This is a genomic window from Marinilabilia salmonicolor JCM 21150 (assembly GCF_000259075.1).
In the GTDB taxonomy this organism is placed as follows: Bacteria; Bacteroidota; Bacteroidia; order Bacteroidales; family Marinilabiliaceae; genus Marinilabilia; species Marinilabilia salmonicolor.
The window spans coordinates 25493-38936 of the sequence record NZ_AJKI01000014.1; the positions used below are offsets into that span (position 1 = coordinate 25493).

A 13444-nucleotide genomic window follows, 5' to 3' on the forward strand; every position below is an offset into this window, starting at 1 on the left:
CACAATCTACACATTCCCCGAGATGCCAATCTTTCATTTTGTTTACTGTTTTCCTTGCCGGCTTTCCAATATTCTGAAAAACAACCTTTATTGCCTAAAGTTTTCCATTCAGAAAGTGAAGCCTCTGATTCAGAAAGCCATGTGACATTTCAGTGCATTGACATCAAAGTTTTGTTATATTGCTGAAAAATATACGTAATTCTATTGAGGGCCAACAAGATTGTCGTATTGATTTTTTAGAAATAAGTGTTGGTTACTTTTCGATGAATAATCCTTTTATAGATTCCCGTGAGTAACCCCTAATTGCATTAATTATAAAAATCGTACCCGGGAAAAATTATTTTTGAAATTTCTTTAACCCGATGGACTTCTGATTGCTCGTCATAGAGAATTTGTAAAACAAAGATCAATTGTTCAAGTTAGTTAGTATCTTTCCATAATGTACCACTTGCTGCGTTACGCTTGCCGCCAAAATACTCATCCCGATTGTGCTTTTTGTTGGTTTTTTGTTCAAAAAACCATACAAAAGCTACTTCGGGACTCAGTTTTTGGCGGCTTCGCAAGCCCCCGAAGAAAAATCGGGGCAGACTTTGCAACTGGCACATTCTAACCAGACACATGACTTTTTACAAACCTTCCCGACTTTATAAACGGGCACTAACCTGAACCATTCATAAATTATCTATTACAATGTTCAACTACCGGCTAAATACAGGCGTCCTCAATAAAATTGACTTGAAAATAAATTATTATTCCCTTCATCAATTTTCTTTGCGGTTGCCCGTATTTATTGGTATTTAAACATTTCATGACGAAAACTCATGAAACGAAGTTCGACGAAGTCAATAGACCAGGGTAAATAATTGAATCATGAATTATTTACCACAAGTGGATAGCAACGTTACCGTTTGGTTTCCCATGTACGGCACACAAAGAAAAGGCCGGTAACAAATTGCTACCGGCCTCATTATTATAGTGTGAATAGTTGTACTACTCAATCTCAACCATCAAAAAGTTCTTCGAAATCCGTTGTCCTTTCTCCACAAGAATTTTCTTAATCTTTCCGTCGAAAGGCATATGAATTTCATTAATCATTTTCATGGCTTCAAGAAGCAAAATTACGTCACCCTCCTTAAGTTTCTGTCCTTTTTTGGCTTTAATATCAACCACCGTACCGGGAATAACAGACTTCAACTGATTAGGATCAGGCACCTCATATTTCTTGCGTTCCTTAAATTTACGGGTCAACCTGGTTTTATATTTCAGACTCAATATCTGAAAATCGACCAGTTCCTGATTATCGTCCTTCATAATTGCACATTTTTAATTCATACCCACCGGCAAGACCGGCTTTCCTATGATTTCAGAGAGCCCTTTCACTAAAAGCGGAAACAGGCTCCAATGGCGGGAATCCCCTCCACTGTTAAAATGGAGGTATTCCGTGTTTTTTCTCGGGACGATGATCTTCTTTGCTAACGGAAACATCAAGCGCATGAAGGAGCATCTTACGAGTTTCATCAGGCTCAATCACAGAGTCGATGTAACCTTTGGCTGCTGCAACGTAAGGATTGGCAAATTTCTCCTTATATTCCTGCACCTTCAACTGACGCATTTTTTCAGGATCATCCGCTTCCTCAATTTCTTTCTTGAAGATAATATTGGCAGCACCCTCAGGCCCCATCACTGCAATCTCGGCAGTAGGCCATGCAAACATAAAGTCGGCATGCAGGTGACGGGAGTTCATGGCAATATAACCACCTCCATAAGCTTTTCTGAGGATAACTGTAATTTTAGGCACAGTAGCTTCTGAATAAGCATAAAGCACTTTGGCTCCGTGACGAATGACTCCTGCATGTTCCTGGTCGATTCCAGGCAAATACCCAGGCATATCCTCAAGTGTAATAATGGGAATATTAAAGGCGTCGCAGTAGCGAATGAAACGGGCAGCTTTATCTGAACTGTCGGTATCGAGCACACCTGCCAGCACTAATGGCTGGTTGGCTACAAAACCAATAGTTTCACCATTCATCCGACCAAAACCAATAACAATATTGGCGGCAAAAAGCTCCTGAATCTCAAAGAAATCGGAATCATCCACAATGGCTTTGATAACGTCCCGCACATCGTAAGGATTCTTTGGGTTGCTGGGGATAATATCCTCAACCTTGGCCTTACTTTTCGGAGGTTTAGGCGGAAATGCCTTGGCCTTCTGCTTGTTATTCCACGGAATAAACGTGATCAGTTTCTTGATCTGATCAAAGCATTCTGCCTCACTGTTGGCAAAGAAATGAGCATTACCGGTAATCTCGGCATGCACGCGGGCACCACCAAGATCCTCCATGGAAATTTCTTCTCCCAGAACAGTCTTGATAACGTTAGGACCTGTAATAAACATCTTACTGATTTTATCCACAGTGAACACAAAGTCAGTAAGAGCCGGTGAGTAAACAGCACCTCCGGCACATGGCCCGAGAATTACGGAGATCTGAGGAATAACCCCTGAGGCAATGGTATTGCGATAGAAAATTTCACCATACCCGGCCAATGAATTTACACCCTCCTGAATACGGGCACCACCGGAATCATTGATTCCAATAAGAGGCACTCTCATTTTCAGAGCATGATCCATAATCTTTGTGATCTTACGGGCATGCATCAATCCCAAAGATCCACCGGCAACGGTGAAATCCTGAGCAAACACACACACAGGAGCCCCATAAATGGTCCCTGTACCGATAATCACACCATCACCATGTAATTGCTTTTTGTCCATACCGAAGTCACGGGCTTCGTGCTCAACAAAAAGGTCATACTCGGTAAAAGAATCCTGGTCCAACAAGGCCAAAATACGTTCACGGGCCGTCATTTTACCCATGGCGGTTTGTTTCTCAATGGCTTTCTCGCCACCGCCTTGCTGTACTTTTTCTCTCCTTTTCCGAAGGTCAAGGATGTACTTTTTTAATGACATAAACAAAAGTTTTGGTTAATCACCTATCAGTCAAGATTCAATACACAAATCTGCTGAAAAATCAGGGTGCATAATTACAAATTTTACAGGAAAGAGTTGCATGAATATTTGAATATTTTAACAGCCTACACTGCAAGTTGCTGAACTACAATAAGTAAATTTTAGACTAAATAGTGTTTGTCTATAAAGTCCAACTTCTGCGTTTTTGCTCAAAATCTAAATCCTCAAATACATTTAGTATTCTGCGGCTTTAGATTTTTCACACGCCTTGAATTTGAACTTTCTATTTCAAACACACAAAAAACGCTTAGTTTATGGACAGACACTACTTGGGTGCCCGGTAATAAAGTAAAACACCAATACCCGCAAACACAAAATTAGGTAGCCAGGTGGCCACTATGGGTGACAAATTACCATTTATAGCAAACGTTGTTGAAATAGTCATGAATAAAATATACGAAAAACTAAGCGCGATGCCAACCCCAATATGTAATCCCATACCACCTCTGGTTTTTCGAGAGGCCAGTGAAACACCAATCAGCGTAAGTATAAAGGCCGAAAAAGGAGATGCAATTCGCCGGTGCTTTTCAATAAGATAGGGCTCGATATTTCCTACTCCCCGGGCTGTTTGCTCATCAATGTAGTCTTCAAGTTCAGGATTGGTCATGGTCTCGAAAAACTTCCGCTCTTCCTTGAAATCGGCAGGCTTCATATTAACGACCGTATCCATCTCCTCCCCCTTGGAGATGGTCATTCGTCCCTCTTCAGAAAAGTCACGACGAATATAATCTTCAAAAATCCATTTGCCGTTAATACTGTCATACTTCACTTTCTCGGCAGTAATTTTCAATCTCAAATCTTTGTCTTCAATTTTCTCCAGGCTGAAATCATCTCCACGCTCTCTAAAAGAAGAATACCGACGCATATAAATAAACAAACCGGGCTCTATCTGCATATGGATATTACTCATCCCGGTTTCCTTTATCTCTTTTACATAGTAATTTTCAAAATCTATACGAACCTTGTTGGATGGAGGAATTATATACCCTCCCATCACATAAGAAAAAGCGGTTAAAATAGCTGCTCCTATAAAATATGGATACAAAAGACGTTTAAAACTGACTCCACTGGATAAAATAGCAATAATCTCAGTATCGTAAGCCATTTTAGAGGTGAAGAAGATCACTGCAATAAAGACAAACAGCGGAGTAAACAGGTTCGCAAAATAAGGGATGAAGTTGAAATAGTAATCAAAAACAATGGCCTCAAGAGGGGCGTCAGTCTCCAGAAAATCGTCAATTTTCTCCGCCAGATCAAACACCACCGATATACTCAATATCAGCAATATAGCGAAGAAAAAAGTTCCCAGAAACTTTTTCAGTATGTAAACGTCTATTTTTTTTAGAATCATCCTCTTATCAGAATTTTTACTTACAAAGGAACAAAAAACAAAACATTTCTTACAAACGCCTTGCCAGTTGTTTTACCATTTGATCTTTCCATCCGCTGAAAGTACCGTCCTGAATCTGCCTTCGGGCCTCTCCCACCAACCAGAGATAAAAGGACAAATTATGAATGGATGCCACCTGAGGCCCCAGCATTTCACGGGAAATGAACAAATGCCTCAGATATGCTTTTGAATATATAGTATCGAAAGAACAATGACCGTCAGGATCAACCGGAGAAAAATCATTTTTCCACTTTTCATTCCGGATATTAATTATCCCCTCACTGGTAAAAAGCATCCCGTTGCGACCGTTGCGGGTAGGCATCACGCAATCAAACATATCCACTCCCCGGCTTATAGCCTCCAGCAAATTCACAGGAGTGCCCACCCCCATGAGATAACGGGGTTTATCTTTTGGCAGAATCTCATTGACCACCTCTATCATTTCATACATCACATCCTCTGGTTCGCCTACCGCCAAACCACCGATGGCGTTTCCTTCACGATTGAAAGAAGCGATATACTCAGCTGATCTTCTGCGCAAATCGGCATATCCCGCCCCCTGAACAATGGGAAAGAAAGTCTGGCTGTACCCATATTTAGGATCTGTGGAGTCAAAACGATCCAAACCACGCTTCAACCATTTGTGCGTGAGCTCCATCGACTGAAGTGCATACTTATAATCGGCATCTCCCGGCGGGCACTCATCAAAGGCCATAATGATATCTGCACCAATGGTTCGCTGAATATCCACTACATTTTCGGGAGTAAACAAATGTCTGGAACCATCAAGATGGGACTGAAACTCGGCCCCCTCAGCCGTAAGTTTTCGCTTATCACTCAGTGAAAAGACCTGAAATCCGCCACTGTCGGTCAGTATTGGCTTGTCCCAAGCATTGAAACGATGCAACCCACCGGCCTGCTCCAGTACTTCCAGACCGGGACGTAAATATAAATGATAGGTATTTCCCAGTATTATGTGAGCTTTCACTTCATCTTTCAGGTCATTTACATGAATCCCCTTGACGCTGCCCACGGTGCCCACAGGCATAAAAACAGGTGTCGGAATTTTACCGTGATCAGTGATTACCTCTCCGGCTCTGGCGGCTGTTTGATGATCTGTTTTTTCTAAAGTAAATTGCATTCGTTTGGATTCCCTCAAAATGATTAAATAGTGTTTGTCTATAAAGTCCAACTTCTGCGTTGTTGCTCAAAATATAAACCCTCAAATACATTAGTATTCTGCGGTTTAGATTTTTCACACGCCTTGAATTTGAACTTTCTATCTCAAACACGTGAAAAACGCTAAATGAATGTATCTGATTAATCAGGTTTGCAAAGATACAAGTATTGGCCGTTTTTTCGTTCTTAATTGTAAGCTAAGGAAAAAAATCGCACTTTTGCCCGTCAATTTTCAGAAACTATGAACATTCCTCATCCAAACACAATCGAAATCATCCTTCTAACACTGATGCTGATGGTATGGCTCTGGCAGTTTTTCTTTCTGATCAGACGAATTCTTCCCGTTGCCCGCCATAAGGAGACTTCCCCTTCGGACGCTGATTTCCCGCCTGTTTCTGTTGTCATAAGTGCCAAAAACGAAGAAGAGAATCTGGAAACCTTCCTGCCCGAAGTTTTGAATCAGGATTATCCTGAGTTTCAGGTTGTGGTGGTAAATGATGGTTCGGAAGACGACACGGACATGGTTCTGACCCGACTCAAGGCTATACACCCCCACCTTTATATTACCAGGATTGCTCCTGACAAGAAATTCTATCATGGCAAAAAGCTGCCCCTTTCCCTTGGGATAAAAGCGGCCAAACACGACATACTTGTGCTTACAGATGCCGACTGCCGGCCTGCCACCGACCAATGGCTGAAGCACATGGTGACGGCTTTACATAGTCGAAATAAAGAACTGGTTCTGGGCATTGGAAATTACAAAAAAACAAAAGGATTCACCAACCTTTGGTTACGTTACGACACCTTTACCATCGCCATTCAATACCTGGGATTTGCATTGAGCGGAAAGCCATACATGGCCACCGGCCGGAACATGGCCTATTCCAAACAACTGTTTCAAAAAACCGGCGGATTTAAAAATCATATCTATGTGGCATCCGGAGATGATGATTTATTTGTACAGGAAGCTGCCAACAAGACCAATACTGCTGTTTGCATGGCAGCAGAAGCCCACACCATCAGCGCCCCTCCTTCCTCCTTTAAAAAGTGGAGGGAACAAAAGATAAGACATCTTTCCACTGCGTCGCATTACAAAAAATCCATCAAATTTTCCCTGCTGACAGAGCCGGTTACCAGAGAATTATTCTGGGCACTTACCCTTTATTTTATATTTTTTCCTAATTTTGGGCTGCTGATATTGCCTTTTTCATTATTATTGTTTTTATTCAAACTTATTATCTGGAAAAAGGCATCAGATAAAACCGGAATGGGGAAAATTTTCTGGGGGCTGTTACTATTTGATATTATTCAACCTTTAATCATCGCCTTCAGCCATTTCGGAAATCTGACAGGGTCAAAAAAAAGGAAATGGAAATAAATCCGAACTTATCAGATAAGGCAAGGTACGACCTTGAATTGGTTGACAAAGCAGTGGAAGGCGATCAAAAGGCCTATGCAGAGCTTATGGCCCGTTACCGGGATGCCATCTACTTCATGCTGCTCAAAATGATAAACAATAAAACCGATGCAGAGGATCTGACCATTGAAGCATTCGGAAAAGCCTTTAAAAACCTCAGTCAGTATTCGCCTAACTATGCATTCAGCACCTGGCTGTTTAAAATTGCATCCAACAACTGCATAGACTATCTTCGCAAGAAAAGAAACAACCATGTGAGCATCGATGGAGGCTATGCTTCCGACGAAAAAGAAACCGAGCCTCAGATTCATCTCAAAGATGAAACCCCTGACCCGGAAGAATACATGATCAGGGAGCAAAAAGTAGTCTTGATGCGTACCGTAGTCAAGAAACTGAAACCCCGCTATCGCACCCTTATCGAACTCCGCTACTTTAAGGAATATTCTTACGAAGAGATTTCAGAAGAACTGGATCTTCCTCTGGGAACTGTAAAAGCTCAATTGTTCAGGGCCCGCGAACTTCTTTTCAACACCCTGAAAAACTCCGAGGTAAAAAAACATTAATGATACTCTTTTAATTTTCTCAAGCGCTAAAGTGCTATAGTTAATTTTTCATGGACATCCTTTTCAAATATTTCCCTGCTCTGACTTCATTACAAAAAGAACAGTTTGCTCAACTCAAATCCATTTACACCGATTGGAACAGTAAGATCAATGTTATTTCCCGAAAAGATCTGGACAGTTTTTATCTGCACCATGTCCTGCATTCACTGGCAATAGCACAATTCGTCAATTTTATTCCGGGCACCCGAATCATCGATGTGGGAACCGGCGGCGGATTTCCGGGAATCCCACTGAGCATATTTTTTCCGGAGACACAATTTACCCTGCTCGACTCCATCGCGAAGAAAATAAAAGTTGTACAAGCAGTTTCGGATGCATTGGAATTAAAGAACACCTCTGCAGTGCAGTCACGCTCAGAAGATTTTAAAGGCAGATATGACTTTATCGTTAGCAGAGCTGTCACCAACCTGCCCGACTTTGTCAGACAAACCAGGCATCTGATAACATCAAAGTCATCAAACGCCATCGCCAATGGCATTTTATACCTAAAAGGAGGAGATATTTCAGAAGAAACAGCACCCTTCAAAAAGAAGGTTTTTATCGCTTCAATCAGTGACTGGTTTGATGAGCCATTCTTTGAAACAAAGAAACTTGTGCATCTTACTTTGTAAAAATTGACCAACAAAGTTTTGGGAGACAAAAAAAACTTGTATTTTTGCAGTCCGAATTTCAGAAAAAAGGCAAAATAAATTCATAGTCACAACACAAGGACATTACAGGATATTTTGCAATAAGCTAAAATAACCTGAGTTCTTTATTCGGGACTTACTGAAAAGGAGTCTTCGGAGAAGAGTGATTTAAAAACACAGAAAAATGAAAAGGACATTTCAACCATCAAACCGTAAGAGAAGAAACAAGCATGGTTTCAGATCCAGAATGGCCACTGCTAACGGACGCCGTGTGCTTGCATCACGTCGCGCCAAAGGTCGTAAAAGACTTAGCGTAAGCAGCGAAAAGAGACACAAAGCATAAATAATGGACCGGGATTTTACTCCGGAATTAGACCATTAGATATGCCTCATGCAACTGATTTAAATCAAGTGCATGAAAAACCACATTCTTCTGCATTACTGCAGATATATAAAACAACAAGGATTCCTGTAGGATCCTTGTTTTTTTATATCCATACCTCATCGTCTCTCTTTTTATCCTGCTGTTTGTTGATTTTATGTTATTTTTGAGGTCAAAATAAAAACATGAAACCATGTCGTTTTTCAAAACCATTTTTAATAAAACCTTTGCCAGACATCTGGGAATAGTCATCATCAGCGGACTGTTATTAATCCTTCTCACCTTTTTGGGACTAAAACTTTACACCCGCCACGGTAAAGGATTTGAGGCACCCGACTTTAAAGGGCTCACAGAACAACAACTCAAACACCTCATACAGGAAAATGAGTTACGATATGCGATCATTGATTCTGCTCACATTGCTGACCTTCCGCCCGGAGTTGTCATTGAACAAACGCCAAACGCAGGAAGCATGGTCAAAAAGAACCGGAATATATTCTTCACGATCAACTCATGGACTCCCGAAAAAGTACAGGTTCCTGATGTTATAGATTACAGCATCAGAAATGCCCGTGTTATGCTGGAATCCTTCGGACTTGAAGTAGGCGATTTAATTTATGTCCCTTCGGAATACACCAATCTGGTGCTTGGCCAGCACTATAAAGGCAAACCTGTTGAAGCCGGAACTCCACTGGAGCGTGGTGCTGTTATTGACTTGATTGTAGGACAGGGTTTAAGCAACCGGACAACAGCCGTTCCCGACCTTAAGGGGCTCATTTATGGAGAAGCCAAGCAAATAAGTCAGGATCTTTCCCTTAACATTGGTGCCACAATATATGACAGCACTGTTGTATCGAAGGAAGATACACTCAATGCTTTTGTGTGGAAACAGCGCCCGTCAGGCGATGGTGACAGCCGTTTAAGACTTGGTTCATCCATCGACATCTGGCTTTCCGTTGATTCTTCTCTTATCATGCCTGACACCACAAATATTGAAAAAACAGAAGTCCCCATCCGGGAATTTGAGGAAGAAACAATCGAAGAAGAGAACCTGGATGAAGAGGAATTCTTTTAATATATTACAATATATTTGTTATGGAAAAAGCATGAAATTTGATTCTTCGCCCCGTCATAAACCACCTATTAATAAAGAATTAGACCTGTGTCATGTCAAGCATAAAATATCGCACCAAACATCACTGATTTTCGTTTTTTCTTCATGATAAAAAGTTCACGCAGCTATGGCTATGCTCGCTTTTTCTCATTTTGAAAAAATAAAAATCAGTTTTAACTTATACGTCATTTTACACAAGACATGACACCAGAGGCGAACATCTGCATGAAGAATCAAGCGTTCCATCAGACCATTAACATAGATACACTTTTAAGCGAATGAAACGAGCATGGAACTTTGATTTTTCAAAACTGCCACAAAAGAGTATGTATAAAAGAATCGCGAGTTCCATACGACCTTAATAAAGAAATTTTATACGGATGAATAAAGAAAACCGGGAATTTGATGAAACAGACGATCTGGATGAACTCATCGAAAATGGGGAAACAACAGACGCCGGAAAAGAATTGTACGAACATTACAGGTTTGTGGCAGATGCCGGTCAGAACCTGCTAAGGATAGATAAATTTCTGGTCAACCGAATCGAAAACGCATCAAGAAATAAAATACAGGATGCAGCCGCTGCCGGAAGCGTTCTTGCCAATGGACAGCCGGTGAAAGCCAACTACAAAGTAAAACCTGGCGATACTATCACCATTGAAATGAGCTGGCCTCCAAGGGAAATCGAGATTATCCCTGAAGATATCCCCCTCAATATTGTTTATGAAGATGATGCGCTTATCGTGGTCAATAAGCAACCCGGAATGGTCGTCCATCCCGGCTTTGGCAACTATACCGGCACTCTGGTCAATGCATTGGCGTGGCACCTGAAAGATCATCCCTGGTTTCAAAGCAACGATCCCCGCCCGGGGCTGGTTCACAGAATTGATAAAGACACCTCCGGGTTACTGGTTATTGCCAAAACAGAAGAGGCAAAGACCATTCTTGCCCGCCAGTTTTTTTACAAAACTACGGAACGAACCTATCAGGCCATTGCCTGGGGCAGTATGAAAGAGGACGAAGGAACCATTACCGGAAACATTGGGCGCAGTATTCGAGACAGAAAACAAATGACTGTTTTTGAGGATGAATCGATGGGAAAACCCGCAGTAACTCACTACAAGGTACTCGAACGACTAGGCTACGTCACGCTCGTTCAGTGCAATCTTGAGACCGGCCGTACGCACCAGATCAGAGTTCATCTGAAATACATCGGACATACACTATTCAATGACGAGAGATACGGTGGCAACCAGATTTTAAAAGGAACCACCTTTACTAAATACAAACAATTTGTCAAAAACTGTTTTACCTTATTGCCCCGTCAGGCCTTGCATGCCAAAACGCTGGGATTTGAACACCCCGTTACCGGGGAATTTATGAGATTCGATTCAGATTTGCCGGACGACATGGTACAGACCATTGACAAATGGAGAAACTATATTGCAGGAAGAGAAGAAGAGTAAAGGGCCACTAAATCCTCCCCCAAGGGAGACCTAACAATCTCTGCCGGTTCAGTAAAGTGAAACTGAAATAACAGCCAACACCTCTGTTTTCAACCTGCCTCAAACAAGGATAAAACTAACAAGACATTCCAATTAACTGTGATTCTACTTCGACAAAAGCCCGAAAAATGAAAAATATTGGTATTATATACGGTGGTTATTCCTCTGAAATAGTGGTAAGCAAAAAAAGTGCAGATGGGATCAAATCTTTTCTGGATCCCTCGAGATATAACATCATTCCGATTTTGATTACGGAAGATAAATGGGTGGCAGAATACAACAACAGAGAGCTTGACATCGACAAAAACGATTTTTCTTTTGCGGATGACCACAAAAAATACACCTTCGACTGTTTATACATCACTATTCACGGAACTCCAGGGGAAAACGGCCTTCTGCAGGGATACTTAAAGATGCTGAAAATCCCTCACTCCACCTGTGATGTACTGCCATCATCTCTCACCTTTAATAAATTTACCTGCAACACATATCTGAAAGGATTTGGTGTCTCCGTGGCAGACTCTATTCTCATCCGGAAAGGTCGTGAATTTAACCCCTCAGACATTCAGGAAAAATTAGGTATCCCCTGTTTTGTTAAACCCAATGCAGGAGGATCAAGCTTTGGCATCTCAAAAGTTAAAACACCTGATGAATTGCTTCCGGCCATAGAAAAAGCTTTTGAAGAATGCGAGGAAGTGCTTGTCGAGGAATTGATGGAAGGCACCGAAGTGACCTGTGGCATTTATAAAACACAAAATCGCGAAGTTGTATTGCCATTAACGGAAGTCATCAGCAAAAATGAATTCTTCGATTTTGAGGCCAAATACAATGCCGAAAAGGCAATAGAGATAACACCCGCACGCATCTCGGAAGAATTGACAAACAAAATTCAAAAAATTACTTCCTTAATTTATGACATCCTGAATTGCAAGGGAATCGTAAGGGTAGATTTCATCATTACAGAGAAACAAATCTTTTTGATAGAGGTAAATACAACTCCTGGGATGACAGCCACAAGTTTTATTCCGCAGCAGGTGGAAGCCATGGGCATGACCATGCAGGATGTGATGACCGAAGTTATTGAAGATGCTATTAAAAGAGGTAACTAGTGAGCATTGCGGAAAAACCAAAGAAACACAGTATAGGATTTGGAAGTTAGATGTTAGATATTGGAAATTAGATGACAGGGATCTGAGTTGGCAGGAATCGGAATATTAAATTCCGTAAACGGGGGCTCCTCCGAAGGTTCTTGCAATTCCCGAAAGGCGATGCCTCTTTTCGATAATCCTTATAAAAAAAACGGGTGTATCTAAAACAATAGAGATACACCCGGATAAGAACAGCTGATACGCTGCATGAGACTAAAATGGTTCTGATTACTTTTTAATTGCATAGCTACTTGAATTTTTACCTGAAACCAAACTTACATAATACGTACCGGAAGGAAGTGATGATACATCAAATTTACCGGAATAAGTAAGGTCTTTGGGCAAAGCAGATTCAAACAGAACATTACCACTTGCATCTTCCACTTTCATATTGAAAGAGTCGTTGGATTTGTTCAGGTAGCTCACAAAGATAAAGTCATTTTTTGCCCATACTTTGGCAGCCATTTCTTCTGCTTTCTTGCTTGAAACTTCAGAAACAAGTTTTCCTCCTGATACAGTGAACTCATCTTCCAGGAAAGTTTTTCCGCTACCTTTAAGAACGGCAACATACTTACCATCGCTCAGTTTTGAGAAATCAAACAGTTTGTTGAATTGAGTACTTGTACCCACTTTACCGCTTGAGTAAACAAACTCACCTTTGTCGGTTTTAATTTCAACTGAAAAATCAACCATCTCTTCGCTCAATGCAGATACAAGAGCATAGTTAGTGTCCAAATAAGGATACACAGTGATTTTTCCTTTGGCTGATGCAGTGGTTGCAACTGAAACCATAAATGCCGCAAGGGCAACTACAGATAAAAACTTTTTTGCTTTCATAATTGAAAAGTTTTAAGTGAAACATTTAATTTTGTGCCTTTCTGTAAGAACACAGTGCAAACATAATTGCGTTTTCACCACCCACCAAATTTCACGACCCAAAAGTCCTTTATTTTACAAATTCTTAACCATACCCCGTTTTACTAACAATTAATAAACATTTTTCGATGTTTTGTTCACATATAGTTATTT

General features: G+C 41.0%; 12 protein-coding genes. 7 read left to right on the forward strand and 5 right to left on the reverse strand.

Annotation, left to right across the window (positions count from 1 at the left end; translation table 11 throughout):
• Nucleotides 1-990 precede the first annotated feature (990 nt).
• From W7W_RS0109370 to tgt, 4 genes are all read right to left on the reverse strand, one after another.
• Nucleotides 991-1311: a biotin/lipoyl-containing protein gene (locus W7W_RS0109370; RefSeq protein WP_010663523.1), complete on the reverse strand. Its 321-nt coding sequence runs from the start codon at nucleotides 1309-1311 to the stop codon at nucleotides 991-993.
• A gap of 112 nt (nucleotides 1312-1423) precedes the next feature.
• Nucleotides 1424-2968: an acyl-CoA carboxylase subunit beta gene (locus W7W_RS0109375; protein WP_010663524.1), complete on the reverse strand. Its 1545-nt coding sequence runs from the start codon at nucleotides 2966-2968 to the stop codon at nucleotides 1424-1426.
• 325 nt (nucleotides 2969-3293) lie between these two features.
• Entirely contained in the window at nucleotides 3294-4379 is a 1086-nt protein-coding gene (locus tag W7W_RS0109380; protein ID WP_010663525.1) for an LptF/LptG family permease, read from the reverse strand.
• A 49-nt stretch (nucleotides 4380-4428) separates the two neighbouring features.
• On the reverse strand, nucleotides 4429-5559 hold the full coding sequence (gene tgt / locus W7W_RS0109385; protein ID WP_010663526.1) for a tRNA guanosine(34) transglycosylase Tgt: 1131 nt from the start codon (nucleotides 5557-5559) through the stop codon (nucleotides 4429-4431).
• Between the two features lie 279 nt (nucleotides 5560-5838).
• Between tgt and W7W_RS0109395 the strand changes: the two genes are divergently transcribed.
• The 7 genes from W7W_RS0109395 to W7W_RS0109425 all read left to right on the forward strand — a co-directional run bounded on the left by W7W_RS0109395 (nucleotide 5839) and on the right by W7W_RS0109425 (nucleotide 12376).
• Complete coding sequence (locus W7W_RS0109395; protein WP_010663527.1) at nucleotides 5839-6975, forward strand: glycosyltransferase; 1137 nt, start codon at nucleotides 5839-5841, stop codon at nucleotides 6973-6975.
• The gene (locus tag W7W_RS0109400; protein ID WP_010663528.1) at nucleotides 6966-7577 is read left to right on the forward strand and encodes an RNA polymerase sigma factor; all 612 of its coding nucleotides are present in this window, start codon (nucleotides 6966-6968) and stop codon (nucleotides 7575-7577) included. The genes W7W_RS0109395 and W7W_RS0109400 overlap by 10 nt, the downstream gene beginning before the upstream one ends.
• Before the next feature lie 50 nt (nucleotides 7578-7627).
• On the forward strand, nucleotides 7628-8248 hold the full coding sequence (rsmG, locus tag W7W_RS0109405; protein ID WP_010663529.1) for a 16S rRNA (guanine(527)-N(7))-methyltransferase RsmG: 621 nt from the start codon (nucleotides 7628-7630) through the stop codon (nucleotides 8246-8248).
• A 202-nt stretch (nucleotides 8249-8450) separates the two neighbouring features.
• Complete coding sequence (gene rpmH / locus W7W_RS23155) at nucleotides 8451-8609, forward strand: 50S ribosomal protein L34 (protein ID WP_010663530.1); 159 nt, start codon at nucleotides 8451-8453, stop codon at nucleotides 8607-8609.
• Between the two features lie 232 nt (nucleotides 8610-8841).
• Entirely contained in the window at nucleotides 8842-9723 is an 882-nt protein-coding gene (locus W7W_RS0109415; RefSeq protein ID WP_010663532.1) for a PASTA domain-containing protein, read from the forward strand.
• Between the two features lie 419 nt (nucleotides 9724-10142).
• The gene (locus W7W_RS0109420; RefSeq protein WP_010663533.1) at nucleotides 10143-11228 is read left to right on the forward strand and encodes an RluA family pseudouridine synthase; all 1086 of its coding nucleotides are present in this window, start codon (nucleotides 10143-10145) and stop codon (nucleotides 11226-11228) included.
• Between the two features lie 167 nt (nucleotides 11229-11395).
• Nucleotides 11396-12376, forward strand: a complete 981-nt coding sequence (locus W7W_RS0109425; protein ID WP_010663534.1) for a D-alanine--D-alanine ligase — start codon at nucleotides 11396-11398, stop codon at nucleotides 12374-12376.
• 267 nt (nucleotides 12377-12643) lie between these two features.
• On the opposite strand, the gene W7W_RS0109430 is transcribed toward W7W_RS0109425, so the two are convergent.
• Entirely contained in the window at nucleotides 12644-13252 is a 609-nt protein-coding gene (locus tag W7W_RS0109430; RefSeq protein ID WP_010663535.1) for a T9SS type A sorting domain-containing protein, read from the reverse strand.
• Nucleotides 13253-13444: the final 192 nt, after the last annotated feature.